General features: G+C 54.6%; 17 protein-coding genes. 5 read left to right on the top strand and 12 right to left on the bottom strand.

Annotated elements, in window-relative coordinates:
• Window positions 1–104: 104 nt before the first annotated feature.
• From PYL13_RS05975 to PYL13_RS05960, 4 genes are all read right to left on the bottom strand, one after another.
• Complete coding sequence (locus PYL13_RS05975) at window positions 105–533, bottom strand: hypothetical protein (RefSeq protein WP_275640747.1); 429 nt, start codon at window positions 531–533, stop codon at window positions 105–107.
• Window positions 534–748: 215 nt separating this feature from the next.
• Complete coding sequence (locus tag PYL13_RS05970) at window positions 749–2149, bottom strand: sensor histidine kinase (RefSeq protein WP_275640746.1); 1401 nt, start codon at window positions 2147–2149, stop codon at window positions 749–751.
• Entirely contained in the window at window positions 2139–2810 is a 672-nt protein-coding gene (locus tag PYL13_RS05965) for a response regulator transcription factor (protein ID WP_192487331.1), read from the bottom strand. The genes PYL13_RS05970 and PYL13_RS05965 overlap by 11 nt, the downstream gene beginning before the upstream one ends.
• Before the next feature lie 75 nt (window positions 2811–2885).
• Window positions 2886–3140 (bottom strand): hypothetical protein, encoded by a 255-nt coding sequence (locus PYL13_RS05960; protein WP_192487330.1) that lies wholly within the window; start codon window positions 3138–3140, stop codon window positions 2886–2888.
• Window positions 3141–3414: 274 nt separating this feature from the next.
• Here PYL13_RS05960 and PYL13_RS26930 point away from each other — a divergent pair, with 274 nt between their 5' ends.
• Complete coding sequence (locus PYL13_RS26930) at window positions 3415–3978, top strand: putative quinol monooxygenase (protein ID WP_368077674.1); 564 nt, start codon at window positions 3415–3417, stop codon at window positions 3976–3978.
• A gap of 85 nt (window positions 3979–4063) precedes the next feature.
• Here PYL13_RS26930 and PYL13_RS05950 read toward each other — a convergent pair whose 3' ends face one another.
• Together PYL13_RS05950 and PYL13_RS05945 are read right to left on the bottom strand one after the other, a co-directional pair.
• Complete coding sequence (locus PYL13_RS05950; RefSeq protein WP_250983035.1) at window positions 4064–4375, bottom strand: Dabb family protein; 312 nt, start codon at window positions 4373–4375, stop codon at window positions 4064–4066.
• A 614-nt stretch (window positions 4376–4989) separates the two neighbouring features.
• On the bottom strand, window positions 4990–5325 hold the full coding sequence (locus PYL13_RS05945) for a hypothetical protein (RefSeq protein ID WP_275640745.1): 336 nt from the start codon (window positions 5323–5325) through the stop codon (window positions 4990–4992).
• A gap of 176 nt (window positions 5326–5501) precedes the next feature.
• On the opposite strand from PYL13_RS05945, the gene PYL13_RS05940 reads away from it, so the two are divergent.
• Window positions 5502–7163: an alpha/beta hydrolase gene (locus PYL13_RS05940; RefSeq protein WP_275640744.1), complete on the top strand. Its 1662-nt coding sequence runs from the start codon at window positions 5502–5504 to the stop codon at window positions 7161–7163.
• A 34-nt stretch (window positions 7164–7197) separates the two neighbouring features.
• Here PYL13_RS05940 and PYL13_RS05935 read toward each other — a convergent pair whose 3' ends face one another.
• Entirely contained in the window at window positions 7198–8037 is an 840-nt protein-coding gene (locus tag PYL13_RS05935) for an SDR family oxidoreductase (RefSeq protein WP_275640743.1), read from the bottom strand.
• Between the two features lie 138 nt (window positions 8038–8175).
• Here PYL13_RS05935 and PYL13_RS05930 point away from each other — a divergent pair, with 138 nt between their 5' ends.
• Window positions 8176–8550 carry a winged helix-turn-helix transcriptional regulator gene (locus PYL13_RS05930; protein ID WP_275640742.1) on the top strand — a complete coding sequence of 125 codons (375 nt, stop codon included), beginning with the start codon at window positions 8176–8178 and terminating at the stop codon, window positions 8548–8550.
• Between the two features lie 5 nt (window positions 8551–8555).
• Here PYL13_RS05930 and PYL13_RS05925 read toward each other — a convergent pair whose 3' ends face one another.
• Entirely contained in the window at window positions 8556–8987 is a 432-nt protein-coding gene (locus PYL13_RS05925) for an Lrp/AsnC family transcriptional regulator (RefSeq protein WP_275640741.1), read from the bottom strand.
• A gap of 124 nt (window positions 8988–9111) precedes the next feature.
• On the opposite strand from PYL13_RS05925, the gene PYL13_RS05920 reads away from it, so the two are divergent.
• Window positions 9112–10212: a saccharopine dehydrogenase family protein gene (locus tag PYL13_RS05920; protein WP_250983040.1), complete on the top strand. Its 1101-nt coding sequence runs from the start codon at window positions 9112–9114 to the stop codon at window positions 10210–10212.
• Between the two features lie 52 nt (window positions 10213–10264).
• On the opposite strand, the gene PYL13_RS05915 is transcribed toward PYL13_RS05920, so the two are convergent.
• From PYL13_RS05915 to PYL13_RS05900, 4 genes are all read right to left on the bottom strand, one after another.
• Window positions 10265–11728, bottom strand: a complete 1464-nt coding sequence (locus PYL13_RS05915) for a protein adenylyltransferase SelO (protein ID WP_275640740.1) — start codon at window positions 11726–11728, stop codon at window positions 10265–10267.
• Between the two features lie 74 nt (window positions 11729–11802).
• The gene (locus tag PYL13_RS05910) at window positions 11803–13002 is read right to left on the bottom strand and encodes a low temperature requirement protein A (protein WP_275640739.1); all 1200 of its coding nucleotides are present in this window, start codon (window positions 13000–13002) and stop codon (window positions 11803–11805) included.
• Between the two features lie 27 nt (window positions 13003–13029).
• Window positions 13030–13308: a hypothetical protein gene (locus tag PYL13_RS05905; RefSeq protein WP_275640738.1), complete on the bottom strand. Its 279-nt coding sequence runs from the start codon at window positions 13306–13308 to the stop codon at window positions 13030–13032.
• A gap of 94 nt (window positions 13309–13402) precedes the next feature.
• Entirely contained in the window at window positions 13403–16582 is a 3180-nt protein-coding gene (locus PYL13_RS05900; protein ID WP_275640737.1) for a bifunctional diguanylate cyclase/phosphodiesterase, read from the bottom strand.
• Window positions 16583–16830: 248 nt separating this feature from the next.
• Between PYL13_RS05900 and PYL13_RS05895 the strand changes: the two genes are divergently transcribed.
• A complete protein-coding gene (locus PYL13_RS05895; protein ID WP_275640736.1) occupies window positions 16831–18546 on the top strand; it encodes a glycoside hydrolase family 32 protein in 1716 nt (571 codons plus the stop codon).
• The last annotated feature ends 50 nt before the right edge of the window (window positions 18547–18596 follow it).

Raw genomic sequence — 18596 nt, 5'->3', positions numbered from 1 at the left:
CGGTCCCTTTTGAAACAAGCAGGCCCGCAATAACGCAAATTTGAGGCAATGTGCCGCAACCTTGCGTATCTTTCATGGGGCTAAAAACACCCTCTTGCCATGACTTATGTCAAAGGCGTCCAGGATCCGTCCGCATTTCGGCACGCTGTTCCGCGCACTTTCGTTTCGCGGCTGTCCGCAGTGATGGTGTGGGTATACTGGCGGCAATTCTGTCCGCCGACCTGATACGGGGCTGCCGCCACAACCTGACCCTTGCCGTCGTCGCCGCTCCAGGCCACGGGCTGGCCACCGGGGGCTGCCTCAAGTGCCTTGTATTCGGCTTCCAATGCGCGCTGCAGGTCATTGCGTTCAAACTTCAAACCGCTGCGCGCGATGATGCCCCCCTGCAGGCTGGCGATATAGGGTGTCGAGGTGGCGGAGCTGCGCGACAGCAAACCACCGGTGCCCGCTGCACGGTTGGTCGTTGTGCAGGCACTCAAAACAGACAGGGATACAGCCGATACGACTGCCGAACGCATTGCGAGATTGATCATCTTACCAAATCTTGTTTTTCTGTTTTCACCGGCCACGAATACGCTTGTCGCTATTCTAGAACACTTCCAGAAAAAGAGTGAAGCAGTTTTACTTCGGGATACACGTAAAAACAAAGACATGGTGCGTTTTAGTGACTCTTTGCCGTCAGCCGTTCCGGCACGATCCACGAAAGCTGCACGGTTTTCCGGTGTCGTTTTTTGAATAGCATGCACTGTCATCCGTGTTCTTTCGAAAGTCCCGGCAGCAACAGCTCAGCCTTGAGGCCGCCGAGTGCGCTGCGCGACAGCTTGAATGTGCCATGATATTCCGAGGCAACCTCGCTGACGATGGACAGGCCAAGCCCCGTTCCGGGCTTGCTTTCATCCAGACGTTTGCCACGTTTCATCGCTTCACTGATCTGCTCAGGCTCCAGTCCCGGACCATCATCCTCGACAACAAGGTTCACCCAGGTTCGGCGGGCATCTTCGGGATCTGACGGTCCCTGCGTGGAAACTTCCAGCGTCAGACTAACGTTAGAGGCGGCAAACCGTGCCGCATTCTCAAGCAGGTTGCCAACCACCTCTTCGAGATCCTGCTGCTCCATGGCCAGAACCAGACCGGCTGGCGCCACTTGCAGCGTAAAATTCTTGTCGCTGTTAAGGCGGCGCATCACACGTACCAGCCGCTCCAGTGCAGGCTCTGCTTCGACACGCGCCAGAATGGAACCCCGCTGCGCGGCGATACGTGCCCGGCTGAGATAAGATTGAACCTGCGCCTGCATCGCCTCGGCCTGCGTGCGAACAAGTTCGCCTTGCTGATGATCCAGCAGCCGAGCCTCATTCAACAAAACGGCAATCGGGGTTTTCAGCGAATGGGCCAGATTCCCCACCTGCATACGTGCACGCTCGACAAGTCTGCGGTTGCTATCGATCAGCGCATTGATTTCCGTGGCAAGCGGCTGAATTTCACGCGGAAAGGTTCCTTCGAGACGTTCGGCATCACCACTGCGCACTTTTCCAAGCGCAACCTTTGCCCGGTCGAGTGGACGAAGGCCGAACAGAATGGCAAAGCCATTCACTGCAAGACTACCGACACCAAAAATGGCCAGTGCGATGTAAAGGCTGTTGGAAAAGCTGGCGATATCATCTTCGACGACATCAAGGTTGCCGGTCACGCGAAACCGCGCTGCACGTCCCTCGCCATCCAACACCACTTCCGTTTCCGCAACCAGTACACGGTTACCGGCCTCATCGACCACGGGATAAAACCGCTCATAACGGCTGTCGAACGGAGCGTCGAGAATGCCGGGAACTGGCAGGCTTGCCACACCGAGCGATGACGACACCAAGGGAGCGGCGGTAAAGTTTCCAAGCGGTTCCACCACCCAGTACCAACCGGTATCAGGCTGGGCAAAGCGCAGGTCGCCTAGCTGCGGGCTGCCGGTCAGCGTATTTTCATTGCTGATCGAGACCGAGTTGATGACGTTATAAAGCTGGGCACGCAGAAGGTCGCTGAAGCTGCGCTCAGCACCCTGCCGGTACAATGTGGAAATTGTCACAGCAATCACCACCAGCGCCAGTGCTGACCATAAAGAGGCTAGCAGCAGAACGCGGGCAGTTAGCGAGCTATTTTGCATTTTCAGGCGCTTGCATGCGGTAACCCAGACCGCGAATGGTCTCGATAAGATCGATGCCGATCTTCTTTCGCAAGCGACCGACAAACACTTCGATCGTGTTGGAGTCACGGTCGAAATCCTGATCATACATATGTTCGACCAGTTCGGTGCGGGACACGACCTCACCCATGTGATGCATGAGGTAGGACAGCAAGCGGAATTCGTGTGAGGTCAGCTTGAGCGTGATGCCGTTAACAGTAGCCTTGGAGGTCTTGGTATCGAGGCGAACCGGACCACAGATGATTTCAGAAGAGGCATGGCCAGCGGCGCGGCGAATGAGTGCGCGCACACGGGCAAGAACTTCCTCGACATGGAATGGTTTGGTGACATAGTCGTCGGCACCGGCATCAATACCGGCCACCTTGTCGCTCCAGCGATCGCGCGCCGTCAGCATCAAAACCGGCATGCCCTTGCCACTTCCACGCCATTTTTCGACAACGGTAATGCCATCCATCTGCGGCAGGCCGATATCCAGCACGACAGCATCATAGGGCTCGGTATCGCCAAGGTAGTGCCCTTCCTCGCCATCAAAGGCTTGGTCGACCACGTATCCTGCTTCCTTCAACGCGTCTGTCAGCTGTCGGTTGAGATTTGTGTCGTCCTCGACCACAAGAATGCGCATGTCCGCCCTTAACCCTCTAATTCACCCACCGCCCGGTTGCTGGCGAGGATATACCCCCGCCGCCAGCAACTCCAGTTACATGGGAACTCTCATCGTGACTTTTCTTGGTCGCTCACCGCCGCCCTGCACCAGCACAGTCACAACGCAACTCTGGCCGTCCCCCGACGGCTGGGCGGAAAGAAGCTGGCCGCCGGTTTCGCGGATGACACGGGAGACGGCAGCACTGCAATCTACAGCGGCCAATATCACCCGGTCCTGCATATCAGCCTCCGGCGCTATGAAGCCGGATAGTCCGGCTGCAAGCGTCGCTATGATCAGAGGTGATGCCATTCCACAAACTTCCAAATACAAAACACGGTAGAGAATATGTAGCGCAATACGTCTGAATGGCAAATGAATGACGCCATAATTCAAGAAAACAAGGTTTACAGCGCCCTTCCCTGCTTTGTCATTTCAAAGACTTGATGGCAAAAACTTTGCCGTAAAACGAAGTCGTACTACCAAGTACATGGAGACGCTGTCTGCGGATATCCACAGTGTGATTCTACAAGAGCGAGTTGGCGAGCCCCTTTGCGGATGAAAACTGTTACTATCCCACCAATCGATGCCGCCCTTGCAGTTGCCGGGTTCGATCGGGAAGTTCAGACATATTTCATTTCTTCGAATTAAGATTGGCATTACTGGCAGGACCACCAGTCTTGGCCTGAAAGACCGTGTTTTGCGCTTTATCAAACCTGATTTGATGATTCATTTGAATCTCTTGCGCGCTGTCCTTCACACAATGAGTCCGGTACTTCACACACTGATTCAACTTTGGCGGAATTTGATTCCGCAAAAGGTCGTAGCGGTTTGTTTTCGTGAGGTATTGGTTATGCTCAAAGTCATTGCGCAGGATTTCATCAGGCCAGAGGCGGTCGATATCGTTATGCCGCTGTACCGCGAGCTGGTTGAGAAAACCAAACAGGAAAAACTCTGCATCGCCTATGATCTTTTTGTTGATCAGAAAGATCCCGGCCACTTCATTTTTATTGAGGAATGGCCAGACCGAGCAGCACTCGATGCCCATTGTGCGACCGAACATTTCACCCGTCTGGTGCCGCTGATCAATCAGCACCAGCGGCAGGAAGGTACCTTCATCCTCATGGATGATTTCGATCCCGCCACCTAGAATGATGGCCAGCGAGTACAAAAAACCGCCCTGAAATCTCTATCGGGCGGTTTGCAAATCCTGTCATTTTTATAGGGCGAAAAGCTCAATCGACGATCGGGCTGGTCACAGCCTTGGCGTTATCATAGTCGGCAGCGATGCGGATTTCGCGCAGCGGCTTTACCGTGGAGGTCGAGCGATTGTATTCCGGGTGGGCCTTGTAGGCGGCAAGAGCTGCTTCGTCTTCGAACTCACCGTAGACGACAAAATCAACCTCATTGTCCCACTGATCGTTTTTCACATTCTCGCCGATCTCCAGCTTGGACGCGTGCGGGATCGCCGTGAGGATCGACAGACCTGCCCGGACCGCTTCGCGATTTGCTTTTGTGGCTGTGAAAAAAACGATGTGACGGATCACGGCTGCACCTGCTTTATATTCGTCTGAACTGCCCCGGCGATATCACCTGCGCGTTGTATGTTCAATCCGCGTGGTTGGGCTGAAATAATCTCGCAGCAGTTTTGGGGGCAGATTCTTAGTTCAGGATTTAATGCATTTTCTGTCCTGAAAAAGGACGGCCTGCCTCGAAAGACCCGCTATGACACAGGGCGTCACCTTTCCTCGGCAGGCCAATTATTGCCGTTCATCAAATGCTAATCGATTTGAAAAAATCTTAATCGATTTTAATGCCTCAAAGCCTAGTCGGGAGTATTTTTTTGCTTGAAGCCGGGAACAATCACAGTAATCCTCACGTTCATCACCCCGCCATGACCAATAGGAGGAATGCCAATGACATCGACAATTCCCCATGATGTTGCACAGCGTCTAGAAGATGAATGGCGTCAGATGCGCGATCTGGGATCGAAGCAAAAGCCGGCTACGTCGAGCAAAAAGTAATATTTTCTTAGTTTTCGTAGGGGGCACATAGTGCCCCTTACTTTATTGGGGTGCCTGTACCATATGACGCAACATGTTGCGTCGGACCGACACTTCAAATCTCTCTGTCGATTTTCCGGAATTGTTTGGCACCGCTTCTATAACCGGTGCGGGCCCTCTGATGGAGTGCTCGTCAGCGCGACGTTAAAGCATTCATCGAAGCTGAATAAACGCCAATCAGGAATGGGTGGCGTGTTGCTTTCACCATCTACTTGCCAAGCGCTCATCGCTGGCCGAAACGCCGTTGTCGTTCCGACAGTGTGAACTTCGACAACCCTGGGAAGGCCTTCATATGTCAGCGACAAACACTTGCCGCGGTCGATCGCCTCAATAGCCATCAGACGATTGTTAGCGGCCTCGCCCACGTTCTTCGGCTTGTTGGTCTTTATCTTGTGTGAATAACTTCCACCCCAAGGTGACGTTCGTTTGGCCATTGCCGGTTTCCTCTAATTCAACAGAAAAGCCGTCTTACCATAAGCGTGTCTTATCGTGGGACTTTAATCACGGGACCACATTCCTGCCCCCCATTGATTATTACAGTTATCTGTTGGCTTTAGCCAAACACCCGTAATAGACTTGCGGGAATGACCAACAGGATTTTGAAACCCTCATGAATTTTCAATTCCTTAGGAATAGTCTCCGTTCTCTTTCAATCACCGGCATTCTGATTGGCACGCTGTTTTTCTGCGTGTCGCTGACGCCAAGCCTGCTGCCACGGACCTATGTCATGCAGGGCGCACTGTGTGGATTTGCCTTCAGCACCGGTTACATGATCGGTGTCTTCCTGCACTGGGTGTGGGCCTATCTGCAATTGCCGGAACCGAACCGCCATCAGGCGCGCGGCATACGGTTCCTCATTTCTTTTGCAAGCCTGGTTACCGCGATCTTTTTCCTGTGGCAGGCAGCCGAATGGCAGAACTCCATTCGTATATTGATGCAGCTACACCCCGTTGACAGCGCACATCCAACCAAAACCGGCCTGATCGCTGCGGCGATCAGCATTGTGCTGATTGCAGCCGGTCGCCTTTTCCAGTTCATCCTGCGGTTTACGTCACAACGCAGTGGCCGTTTCCTGCCGCGCCGGGTGGCGAATGTTGTCGGCATCGCAGTTGCCGTGTCGCTATCATGGATGGTGGTCAACGGCATCATTTTCGACATTGGCCTGCGAGCAATGGACTCGTCCCTCAAACAGTTCGACTCGATGATGGAACCGGATGTTGCACGGCCGACCGATGCCAGCAAAACCGGCAGCAGCGCATCGCTGGTCAATTGGGAGGGGCTTGGCCGACGCGGGCGTGAATATGTGGCAACCGGCCCTTCGAAGGCAGAAATCGAAGCGTTCACCACCAAACCGGCGATGGAACCCATCCGGGTCTATACCGGCCTGAACTCAGCCGAGACACCGCAGGCGCGAGCAAAACTGGCGCTGGAGGAATTGAAGCGCCAAGGCGGCTTTGAACGCTCGATGCTCGCTATCATCGTGCCGACCGGCACCGGCTGGATCGACCCTGAGGCAGTCGACACGCTGGAATATCTGCACCATGGCGATACGGCCAGCATCGCCGTGCAATACTCTTATCTCTCCAGCTGGCTGGCGCTGCTGACAGAGCCGGATTACGGCATCGAAACCGGCCGGGCGCTGTTTCAGGAGGTCTATGGTTACTGGACCACGCTGCCAAAAGACCAGCGCCCCAAACTCTACCTGCATGGGTTAAGCCTTGGTTCGCTGAACTCCCAGAAGTCTTCGGATCTTTATGATGTTTTGGCCGATCCGTTTGACGGTGCCCTATGGAGCGGACCACCCTTTTCCAGCACAACATGGCGCATGGCGACCAATGGCCGCGAACCGGGCTCGCCGGCATGGTTGCCACGCTTCCGGGATTCGTCGGTCATCCGTTTTGCCAATCAGACCAACACGGCGGAAATGCCAGACAAGCCGTGGGGACCGATGCGGATTGTCTACCTGCAATATGCCAGCGACCCGATTACCTTCTTCGAGCCATCGGCGCTTTATCGTCGTCCCGCATGGATGGACACGCCGCGAGGGCCGGATGTGTCGCTGTCGCTGCGCTGGTTCCCTGTCGTGACACTTCTGCAATTGGGACTTGATGTCGCCTCTGCGACAACGGCACCGATGGGTTATGGCCACGTCTATGCGCCGGAGCATTATATTGACGCGTGGATCCAGGTGACGCAGCCACAAGGCTGGAACGCGGAAGAGACGGAGCGGCTAAAGGCGTTTTTCATTCAGCGGCGCAGTCTGACAGAATAGGGCAGAACAGCTCTGCCCTATCTAAAGTCTTCGCTTACGCCTTGAGTGTCGCGAGATTATCGGCGATGTAGGTTTCCAGCGAACGTGCGGGTTTACCAGTCAGTGTTTCAACATCACCGGTTACACCTGACGTCCAACCCTGACGGACCGGGTAGAAGATCGAGGTGAGGAATGTTGCGTAATCCTCCGGTACACCAACACCAGTCAAAAGACTGATAAAGGCCTCGTCACTCAAGGTCGAATAGGTCACAGGCTTGCCGGTTGCCTTAGAGATAAGAGCGATCGCATCCGCGTAACCCAATGCCTTAGGCCCGGTCAGGTTAAATGCCTTGCCATCAAAATTGCTAGAGGTCAGTGCTGCGGCCGCACTGGCAGCAATGTCCCGCACATCGATGAAACTGGACTTGCCATCATCGGCGGGAACCGAGACCTGACCATGGTCGATGCCTGCCTTCCAGTAAGTGTGGAAATTGTCCGAGAACCAATTGGGCCGCAGGATGACATAAGGCACACCCGAATTGATTATTACCAGTTCCACTTGGCGGTAAGGGATGCTGTCATCGGCATCGACACCGAGCACGCTCTGGAAGACGATTTTTATCTTGCGGCTGATAGCAGCCTCAATCACCGGCAACAACTTGCCCTTGGCATCGACGTAACCGCCAGCCAGCATGATGTAGGCGCGATCTACGCCCTCAAAAGCCGGGCCGAAGGTTGCCGCATCATCATAATCAAACCGCACGCCTTCCGCACCATCGAGTGCGTTACCGGAGCGGGACGCGGCCTTCACGCTTTCGCCCTTGTCGAGCAACAGCTTGACCAGCGGTTTGCCGACGTTTCCATTTGCCCCCAATACGAGAACCTTGCCTGACATTTCAAAACCTCTTAGTATCTGTTAGAAACTATCTATGCTCGAGATACATACTTTCATCACGAAAGTAGCGAAAGAGAGCACTTTAAAGTCACATGGTTTCCATCAGGAAACCGGTGACGATGCCAAAGCGGGGTTGAGATGGAACATGTCTATGATGTCTACGAGGATCGCTGTCCGACGCGCATGGTGCTGGACAGGCTGGCCGACAAATGGGCGCTGTTGATCCTGGACCGTCTGCGCTCCAAGACCGTGCGCTTCAACCATCTGCGACGCGACATCAAAGGCATTTCGCAGAAGGTTCTGTCACAGACATTGAAAAAGCTGGAGCGTGACGGCCTCATCAACCGCGAGGTCTTCCCCACCGTCCCGGTGACCGTGGAATATTCACTGACACCGCTTGGGCTGACATTAAATGAAACCGTTGCGGCGCTGACCCATTGGGCGGAAGGCAATATAGAAGCGGTGCTTGCGGCGCAAAAAGCCTATGATGACAATGCTGCCGAGAAAAACTGAGCGGTTCAGCGCGAAATACGAGTCGAAAGAATAATCGACGACAGAGTTCGCTCGACCCCATCGATTGCGCCGATGCGATCAATCAGGCTGTCGAGGTCGGCAATGGATGGCGCTGCCAGAATAGCAATCAGATCAAAGGTGCCGCTGACAGAGTGTAGTGTCGTGACTTCGCTGATCGCGGCGAGTGCCGCCGTCACCGCCGGCAGGGATTTGGGCGCGATGGTAATCAGCACATGCGCCCGCACCAGCCCGCTGCGATAGGCATCCGACAGCCGAAGGCCGTAACCGGCAATTACCCCATCTGCTTCCAGACGCTCGATCCGGGCCTGTACCGTGGTGCGTGACAGGCCGAGTTTGCGCGCCAGTTCGGTCACCGGCATCCGGGCATTTCCACTCAACAGCGCCAGCAAAGCGCGATCCTTGTCGCTCACCGTCATATTGCGCAATCCTATGGGCATTATGCGTTATTTATTTCGTCTATATGAAACATATGCAGCTACGAATCGACAAGAAAAATCGTCATTCTGTTAAAAAATTGCATCATCCTGTGGGGAAATAAAAATGAAAAACATTGTCGTCGTTGGCGCTGGAAATATTGGCTCTGCCATTTCATGGATGCTGGCAGCCACAGGTGATTACCGGATTATCGTTGCGGATCGTTCTACAGAACAGTTGGCCAATGTGCCGGCTCATGAGCTGGTTGAAACCAAAGTTGTCGATATTACCAACCGTCCGGAACTTGAGGCCTTGCTCAAAGGCCAGTTCGCGGTGCTGTCTGCCGCACCGTTTCACCTTACCTCAGGCATCGCCGAAGCAGCGGTTGCAGTCGGCACACATTATCTCGATCTGACCGAAGACGTTGAATCCACCCGCCGGGTCAAGGCACTGGCGGAAACCGCCAACACCGCGCTCATCCCGCAGTGCGGACTGGCACCCGGTTTCATCTCCATCGTGGCTGCCGATCTCGCGTCGCGCTTCGACAAGCTGGACAGCGTGCGCATGCGGGTTGGTGCCCTTCCGCAATATCCGTCCAATGCGCTCAACTATAACCTGACCTGGAGCACCGACGGCCTGATCAACGAATATATCGAACAGTGTGAAGCGATTGTCGAAGGACGTCTCACCGCCGTTCCTGCTTTGGAAGAGCGCGAAGAGTTTTCACTGGATGGCGTGACCTATGAGGCGTTCAATACATCGGGTGGCCTTGGCACACTGGCGGCGACGCTGGAAGGCAAAGTGCGCACCATGAACTACCGCACTATCCGTTACCCCGGCCATGTGTCGATCATGAAGGCGCTGCTAAACGACCTCAACCTGCGCAACCGCCGCGAAGTGCTGAAGGACCTGTTTGAAAATGCCCTACCTGCCACCATGCAGGATGTTGTGATTGTGTTCGTGACTGTATGCGGTACGCGCGGTGGCCGTTTCCTTCAGGAAACCTATGCCAACAAGGTGTATGCCGGCGCCGTATCTGGCCGCATGATGAGCGCGATCCAGGTCACCACAGCCGCCGGAATCTGCACGGTGCTCGACCTTCTGGCCGATGGTACCCTGCCACAAAAGGGTTTCGTGAAGCAGGAAGAAGTTGCTCTGCCCAAATTCCTCAATAATCGCTTCGGCCATTATTACGCGCCGCATGACGGTTTGGCGAAGGTCGGCTAAAGCTCCACACTGGGGGCGATCACGTTTCGCCCCCAATCTGCTTGCGCTGGACTTAAGTCCCGCAGAATGTCCTGAACACCCGCTCATGGCCCATTGGCGGCTGCATGTAGACGGAAAATTCCGGCAGTTCTTCAAACGGCTTGGCAATTGCCTTCAACATGTCGTGGAAGGGTTCAAAGTCACCATCTTCAACCGCCGCCGCAATCAGCTCCTCAATGCGATGGTTGCGCGGAATGATTGCCGGGTTGGTGGCGCGCATATTGATCACCCGTTCTTGCGGTGACGTAACTTCGCGCCCTGCCCGCTCTTTCCACCGCGCAAGCCACGTATCCATCGAATGCAGATCAATAAACATGCTGCGGAAAGGCTCGACGTTACCCTCGGCGGCATCGCACAGCCGACGAAAGGCGAGTGTGAAATCGACCTCACCCAGCTTCATCTGCTCCAGCAGATCCTGCACCAGCGCTTCGTCATCGTCCTCTTCATTGCTTAAGCCGAGCTTCTGGCGGAAACCGCTTAGCCAGCGTTGTGGAAAGGTTTGGGCAAAATCTGCCAGCACGCCATTGGCCATCTCGGCCGCTTTCTCGACATTCTCATCCAACAGCGGCAACAGGCACTCCGCCAGCCGGGCAATGTTCCACTGGGCGATGCCGGGCTGGTTGTTGTAGGCGTAACGCCCCTGCGCATCGATGGAAGAAAACACCTTCAGTGGCTGGTATTCATCGAGAAAGGCACAGGGGCCAAAGTCGATGGTTTCGCCTGACACTGCCATATTGTCAGTGTTCATCACGCCGTGAATGAAACCGACCATCAGCCAGCGTGAAATCAGTTCAAGCTGGCGCGCGGCGATGCCCTGCAGCATGGCAAGATAGGGGTTTTCGGCCTGTCTGGCGTCCGGATAGTGGCGATCGATAACGTGATCGGCCAATGCCTTGATGGCCTCATTGTCTTCTCTGGCGGCAAAAAACTGGAATGTGCCGACGCGGATATGGCTTGCGGCAACGCGGGTAAAGACACCGCCCGGCAGACCTGTTTCACGCTGCACCCGCTCGCCTGTCGTCACAGCGGCAAGTGCGCGTGTGGCGGGAATGCCAAGCGCATACATGGCCTCTGATACGATATACTCTCGCAACACCGGTCCGAGCGCCGCGCGCCCGTCCCCTCGCCGAGAGAACGGCGTACGACCCGACCCTTTCAGCTGGATGTCGCGGCGTTTGCCTGAGGTGTCGACCACCTCACCCAACAGGATTGCACGACCATCCCCAAGCTGCGGCACGAAGCCGCCGAACTGGTGACCAGCATAGGCCATGGCCAGAGGCTCGGAGCCTTGTAGAATGGTGTTGCCGGAAAAAATCTGCGCCAGACGGGCATCATCGGCATCGGCCAGATCAAGCCCCAGCTCTTCGGCGAGTGGCTTGTTGAAAGCAATAAGCTGCGGCGCTTTTACCTGTGTTGGCATGACCGCTGCGGTGAACCGCTCAGGCAAACGGGCATATGAATTATCAAATTGGGTCAAGGTTTCACTCCCTGCGTTTGCCTCTATATGGGGCTTGTCAGGCAAAGATGCGAGAGGATTTCACCCACACAGCGTCATGCAGCGGAAACGGTGACTGCACGCCGGCGAACAACCAGATATTCCCAAATGGCGACCATCAACAGCACGGCGGCACTGGCAATCTGCAACAGATAAAGCGGCAGGCCCGGCAGGAAGAGCAAGCCGACCAAAATGGCAATGCCGACAAAATGCGACACTGGGCGCATATGGGCCGAGGCTATTTTCACACCGATCGCTCCGGCCAGAAACAGGACCGGCCCACCGATGATGGCCAGTGTCTGGCGCAGCGTTGCTTCGTCATGGCTATGCGACAGGCTGAAATCTTCACCCACAGCCGTCAATATGATGCCGGCGACAATTGGCAAATGACCGTAATTAAACAGGCTTTGAGCAATCTTTTCCGGTTCCGCCGCCCCATCCACCTTTTCGGACACCCGCTTTTGCGCATAATCAAAATAGATCCACCACATCAGTACCGTGCTGGAAAAGGCGCAGAAGAATACTACGAAAGTCAGGCTGGAATTCATATGCTCCGATGCGGTGCGCCCGGTCGTCAGAATGGTTTCGCCGAGGCAGATGATGACGAAAAGGGCACAGCGTTCAGCCAGATGTTCGCCCGACAGCCCGAGCTTTTCTTCGCCACCGGTTTGCAGACCCGGTACGTAGTACTTTGCCAGCGGCCCTGCATATTCCACCGCAATGGCAAGCGTCCACAGCACGATGCGCAGGTGCAGTTCGGCCAATGCGCCAGCAAACCAGAACAGGCTTGAAAACACCAGCCACACCGCAATACGCGCAAAGATGCGATAATTCTCGTCATCAACGCCTTTGAACACATAGAGTGCAAAACATGTTCTGCCGATCTGAATGGCGCTGTAGATGGCGGCAAACACCATGCCCTGTTCGGCAAAGGCTTCTGGGATGGCAATGGCCAGCAGTATGCCACCAAACATCATGGCAAACAGCAACAGCCTGACCACTTCCTTTTCAGTGTTCAGCAGGTTGGTCAGCCAGGTGGTGTTGATCCACAGCCACCATAAAGCAAAGATAAGGATTGCCGCCTCAATGAGGGCGGTCGTGCCGAAATCTTCGGCTAGCGTGTGCGATAACTGAATAAGTGCAAATACAAACACCAGATCAAAGAACAATTCAGGGAATGTCGCCTTGCCGCTTTCCTGATCATCACGTTTCAAAAGCCCGGCTTTCGCCGGCCCTGTCGCCTGTGTCTTTTTCATGATGTGCCCCCGCATACCGCCTGTCGTTTATCGCGCTGCTGCGTCAGCCAGATCATTTCGTTCCAGCGTCGGGTTTTCCCTGCCGGGAAACTGCATGGCATTTGCTGGATCCGTGTAAAAACGCGGGCCGACAAGACGAACGCGCTTGCCTGCAACATCGGTGATGTAATGGACCTCACCCGAAGCGGCGGTCACAGCTTGGTTTTTCTGGGCCGGTGGGCTGACAGCCTTTATGGATTGAGACAAAGCGGGAAGTGAAGTGGCTGTGAGGGTGATTGCCGCAAGACTTATCGACAGCCAATTCATATCTGTTCTCCACACATGATGAGATTTCACGCATGAAGAACAGCAAAGGGAAAATTTTGTTCCATCGCCGGGATGAAGGCCGGCAAAGGATTTATCAGGACGCCTTTGGAAGAACGTCCAGGGACGGTTTGTTTTTCAGTTGCGGGATTTCGTTGAGCAGTTCGCTGACCTGATTTTTCGTCAAAGGTCGCGCCATCAGGAAGCCCTGAACCTCATTGCACTGATCCGCAGTCAGCATGACAAGCTGCTCGTTGGTTTCAACACCTTCGGCGGTGACGGACAGGCCAAGCGCCTTGCCGAGACCGAGGATGGCCTGAATGATCGAGCGTGCGCTGTCGCTTGAATCGATGTCCGAGATAAAGCTGCGGTCGATCTTGATCACATCAAATGGAAAGTTGCGCAGGTAGCTCAGTGAGGAATATCCGGTTCCGAAATCGTCCATGGCGAGCTTTATGCCCAGCGCCTTCAAATCCCGCAGAACTTCATTGGCGCGCTCGGCATCCTCCAGCAGCACACCTTCGGTGATTTCAAGTTCCAGCAGATGGCCAGGCAAACCGCTTTCCAGCAGGCAGGATTTGACCTTGTCTACCAGCCCGGCATCTCGGAACTGAATGGGCGATACGTTGACGGAAACGCCGATGCTGTCCCATTGTGCAGCAGCATTGCAGGCGGTGCGCAATATCCATTCGCCCAGCGGAACGATCAGACCGTTCTGTTCGGCAATGGAAATGAAGTCCATCGGGTTGATGCGGCCATGTTCCGGGTGTGCCCAGCGAACAAGTGCTTCAACGCTGCGGATCGTTCTCTGGCGCGTATCAAATCGTGGCTGGTATTCGAGATAGAAGTCGCCCGCCGTCAGGCTGTGACGCATGTCTTCGGCCAGCTGACGCTGTGTGCTGATCTTCTCATTCATGTCGGATGCGAAGAAGCTGTAATGCCCGCGACCATTTTCCTTGGAGCGGTACAGCGCCGTGTCGGCCATCCGCAACAACTCATCCGGTGTCGTCGCATCGGTTGGCGCGATCGCAATACCGATTGACATGCCAATGCTCACCTCACCACCATCGTGACGGATCGGCTGAGTGACAGACTTGTAGAGATTTTTGCAGAATGGCTCGATCTCATCCATCGTCATACCAGGTGCGGCAATAACAAATTCGTCGCCTCCGATACGGGCAACAAGCTGGTCGTCTTTCAGCGCGCGGCGCATACGGTCTGCCACCTCACCCAACACCCGGTCGCCGACATGGTGGCCATAGGTGTCGTTGACCGGCTTGAAGCGGTCGAGGTCGATGTAAAACACCACCATGCTGGCCTCTGGGCCACCAAGGCAGGCATTCATGAAGCTCGAAAGCTTGGCGCGGTTGGGCAGCGACGTTGCCGCATCATGGTTGGCCTGACGGCGAGCATCTTCGAAGGCTTCGGCCAGGGCAACATTCGAGCTGACATCGGTGGCGTATTTGATGACCTTGACCGGCTTGCCGTCGAGATCGAGAACGGGGTTATAGGAGGCCTGAATCCAGATTTCACGACCGTCCTTGCCTAGACGCTTATACATGCCCGAATGATAAGCACCTGTGCGCAGCAGATCCCAGAACTCAACATATTCTCGGCTGGCAGCAAATTCTTTTTCAACAAGCGTCGCGTGATGTTTGCCGTCCAGTTCATTGGCCTCATAACCAAACATCGACAGGAAGTTTTCATTGGCCTCGGCAACCGTGCCATCAAGGTTGAATACGACAACGCCCTGAGATCTATGGATCGCATTGATCTGACCGACATGATCGGCATGCATCATTTTGTCAGCGGTGACATCGGTCGCATATTTGACGATTTTAAACGGCTTACCGTTCATGTCGAGAATGGGATTGTAGGTTGCCTGCAGCCAGATCTCGCGACCATCCTTGCAGATGCGGCGATACTCACCCGCGCAATGATTGCCCTCTGACAGCTTTTTCCAGAAGGACTGGTAGTCCTCGGTTTTGGCATACTCTTCTTCGACAAACATGCTGTGGTGCATGCCGCGCACGTCGGAATAGCGGTAACCGGTGGCATCGAGGAAGTTTTCGTTGGCATCGATGATCGTGCCGTCGAGCTCGAAGGAAATCACACATTGCGCGTTGTGGATCGCAGCAATCTGGCCCTGATTATCGGCCTGCAACAAACGTTCATCAGTGACCACAGAGGCGTATTTCACCACCTTGACCGGCTGGCCATTGGTGTCGAAAATCGGATTGTAGGTCGCCTGCAACCAGACCTCCTTGCCGTCCTTGCCGATACGGCGGTACTGGCCGGAGCGATGGTGCCCCTTGCGAAGGTCCTGCCAGAAGGCGGCATATTCGCCGCTATGGGCATAAGAAGGCTCAACGAAAATGCGGTGATGACGTCCGCAAATTTCGTTTTCAGTATAGCCGGTGGCTTCCAGAAAGAGGTCATTGGCATCCAGAATGGTGCCGTACATATCAAAGGTTATGACAAGGTTCGACTTGTGGATGGCGGTAATCTGCCAGCTGTAATCGGCTTGACGCAGCTTTTGCTGGGTAATGTCTGTGGCGTATTTAACCACCTTTGTCGGACGTCCAGCAGGGTCTAGTACCGGGCTGTAAACCGCCTGCAGCCAGACTTCCTTGCCATCCTTGTTGATCCGGCGGCATTCCCCCACGCGGTGTGCGCCGCTGGACAGTTCCTTCCAGAAGGCTTTGTATTCTGTACTTTCTCGTTCTTCCTCTTGGATGAAAATTGAGTGGTGCTGGCCAAGTATCTCCTGTTCCTCATAACCCATGGCATTGAGGAAGATTTCATTGGCACTGAGAATAACGCCGTTCAGCGAGAAATGGGCAACGGCTTGCGTCTTGTTAATGGCGATGATCTGGCTGCGCTCGTCCGCTTCGCGGGTCTGCTGCTCAGTCACATCCTCAACGATCTGCACGATTTCAGTGATATGGCCACCGTCGTTCTGCAGGGACACATAACGCGAATGTAGCCAGATTTCATGCCCGCCATTTGTGATGCAGAGCGAACGCTTTTCAACGAACTTGCCAGCGCGCAGATCTTCCCAGATCGCGTTCTGTTCTGTGCGCTGGTAACTTTTGGACAGGAACATGGTTTCCTGCTGGCCAATCAGGTCAGGTAGTTCATATCCAGTGATGCGCAAAAACCTGTGATTTGCAGCCTTGATCCTGCCATCCGGTGAGTACCGAACCGTAGCAAAAACCTGATTAAGCGCACGTAACTCGGCATGCACTTCAGAGGTTTTATTAGTAATGACAGACATTTGTTCTACCGAATAAAAGTGAAATTTCGGCACCTTTATAGTCCATGACTATCTAAACAAATGTAAACCCTTGTATCTCCACGATAAGTTCAGCTTCTAAGTTAATGAAACATCTATAATGTTCCGCAAACATAGCGTCGTGGTTGCGGCAATATGTGCGCCTTGAAACCACGTGGCCTTTTTCTTGCTGAACTTTTGCGCCTTAGTTTCGTTGTCTAAAGTTAGACACAGACGAGAAAGGACGCCGAATGAACGACACATCCTTGCCCATCGAAGCAGAGAGCGCCATTCGCACCATCCACCTCGACCTTCCTGTTAACACGACATTCCACATATGGCTGAAGGCCAAAAAAGAAGATGAGGCAGGTGCCGTTTCCTTTTCCAATGCCAATGGGAAATTTGCGGAAGTTTCCAGTTCCAATACCGACGAATATTCATTTCGTATCTACCAGATTTTCGGCGGCGGCCATGTGGAACTGAACTATGACACGGCGCTAACGGCCGTTTCGGTTATCTACTGGTTTACTGCCTCCGACGTACTGGAAACCGGCATTACCGTGGTTCACACCAAGCCCGACAACGCTGCACCTGACATATCAGGCAGCTATCATTTCCGCCCACCGTTCGGCTGGATGAACGACCCCAATGGTTTTGGTCGTTTTGAAGGGCGACCGCACCTGTTTTATCAGCATTATTCACACGGGCTTCACTGGAATACCATGCATTGGGGCCACGCGGTTTCATCCGATTACCTCCGCTGGCGGCATCTGCCGATCTTCCTGTTCCCATCCGAGGAGCTGGCCGCGAAACCCGACAAGCGTGGCGGGGCATTTTCCGGCACCACCATTCCGCTTGCCGAAGGACCGGGCATTCGTGTGTTTTTCACCGAGCAGGAGTTGGGGCGCGAGCCTGAACAGCAGATTCAGCTGACCGCCACTTCACATGATCTGATCATGGCCGGACAGGCCGACGTTATTCTCGCCAATCGCCCCGCCAATGAAGGTCTGACGCCCGACTTTCGAGACCCCTATGTGTTCAGGGGACCGGATGGCATCTGGAAAATGCTCCTTGGTAGCCAGAGCGATCAGGGCGGCGTTATCCTGCTTTATGAAACACAGGATCCGACCGCCGCTTCCGACTGGACCTATGTCGGTAAATTGCTGATCGAGACCCGCTACAAGACAACGGCCATCGAGTGTCCATGCCTGTTGCCACTGGATGGGCCGGTGACCGGGCGTGCCACGCGCTGGGTACTGATTTATGGCCTGATGCACAGCGAGGATGCGCAGACCGGTCGCAAGAACCTGACCATGGCCGATGTCGGCTGGTTCGACGGAAAAACCTTCATCAAGTCCTTCGGTCAGGAACTGGATTTTGGCACCGATAACTATGCGTTTCAGGCCTTTCTGGATGGCGATATCGCCGTTGGTATCGGCTGGTTGGCCAACTGGTGTGATGCAAGCCCGGAAATCGATTTCCCCACCGCCATGACATTGCCAAGGCGACTGCATCTTGCCGGTGATGCCTTGTTAACCCCACCGATTGGTGCGGCAGAAAGCTTGCGCAGTCATATCCTTGACCGCACCCGTTTGGCGGCTGGTGAACGCGTGACATTTCTCAGCGGCGCCATCGAACTGCTTTTCGAAACATCGGAAGCCGGTAGCCACTTCGATCTGGAACTTGAACACCCCACCTTGCGCCTCGGCGTCGTGTGCGATGACACCGGTCTGTGGATCCGCCATGAGGATAAAAATGGTGCTCCATCCCCACATTATTTGGCACGGGATGCGAGACCATCCCGCTTTCGTATTTTCCTCGATTTCGGCTCGATTGAAGTGTTCGCCGACAGAGGACGCTGGGTCGGCACAAAACGGATCGACGGCTTTGCCCCCGTCAGTTCCGCATTGCTACACGCGCCTACTGGTTCTGTACAACATGCAACCGTTTGGGCACTCAAACCGTAGTCTTCTAAATTTCATCCACCCTGCATTGAATTAGATTGCGCGACAATAAC

The organism is Agrobacterium sp. Azo12 (assembly GCF_029193765.2).
In the GTDB taxonomy this organism is placed as follows: domain Bacteria; phylum Pseudomonadota; class Alphaproteobacteria; order Rhizobiales; family Rhizobiaceae; genus Agrobacterium.
This window is presented reverse-complemented; position numbering and strand designations above follow the sequence as displayed.

Excerpts from the sequence above, each read along its gene's own strand:
- PYL13_RS05970 (WP_275640746.1), bottom strand. The coding sequence starts at position 2,149 with ATGCAAAATAGCTCGCTAACTGCCCGCGTTCTGCTGCTAGCCTCTTTA.
- PYL13_RS05940 (WP_275640744.1), top strand. The coding sequence starts at position 5,502 with ATGAATTTTCAATTCCTTAGGAATAGTCTCCGTTCTCTTTCAATCACC.
- PYL13_RS05920 (WP_250983040.1), top strand. The coding sequence starts at position 9,112 with ATGAAAAACATTGTCGTCGTTGGCGCTGGAAATATTGGCTCTGCCATT.
- PYL13_RS05930 (WP_275640742.1), top strand. The coding sequence starts at position 8,176 with ATGGAACATGTCTATGATGTCTACGAGGATCGCTGTCCGACGCGCATG.
- PYL13_RS05975 (WP_275640747.1), bottom strand. The coding sequence starts at position 533 with ATGATCAATCTCGCAATGCGTTCGGCAGTCGTATCGGCTGTATCCCTG.
- PYL13_RS05935 (WP_275640743.1), bottom strand. The coding sequence starts at position 8,037 with ATGTCAGGCAAGGTTCTCGTATTGGGGGCAAATGGAAACGTCGGCAAA.
- PYL13_RS05945 (WP_275640745.1), bottom strand. The coding sequence starts at position 5,325 with ATGGCCAAACGAACGTCACCTTGGGGTGGAAGTTATTCACACAAGATA.
- PYL13_RS05965 (WP_192487331.1), bottom strand. The coding sequence starts at position 2,810 with ATGCGCATTCTTGTGGTCGAGGACGACACAAATCTCAACCGACAGCTG.
- PYL13_RS05905 (WP_275640738.1), bottom strand. The coding sequence starts at position 13,308 with ATGAATTGGCTGTCGATAAGTCTTGCGGCAATCACCCTCACAGCCACT.
- PYL13_RS05910 (WP_275640739.1), bottom strand. The coding sequence starts at position 13,002 with ATGAAAAAGACACAGGCGACAGGGCCGGCGAAAGCCGGGCTTTTGAAA.
- PYL13_RS05960 (WP_192487330.1), bottom strand. The coding sequence starts at position 3,140 with ATGGCATCACCTCTGATCATAGCGACGCTTGCAGCCGGACTATCCGGC.
- PYL13_RS26930 (WP_368077674.1), top strand. The coding sequence starts at position 3,415 with ATGCCGCCCTTGCAGTTGCCGGGTTCGATCGGGAAGTTCAGACATATT.
- PYL13_RS05925 (WP_275640741.1), bottom strand. The coding sequence starts at position 8,987 with ATGACGGTGAGCGACAAGGATCGCGCTTTGCTGGCGCTGTTGAGTGGA.
- PYL13_RS05895 (WP_275640736.1), top strand. The coding sequence starts at position 16,831 with ATGAACGACACATCCTTGCCCATCGAAGCAGAGAGCGCCATTCGCACC.
- PYL13_RS05900 (WP_275640737.1), bottom strand. The coding sequence starts at position 16,582 with ATGTCTGTCATTACTAATAAAACCTCTGAAGTGCATGCCGAGTTACGT.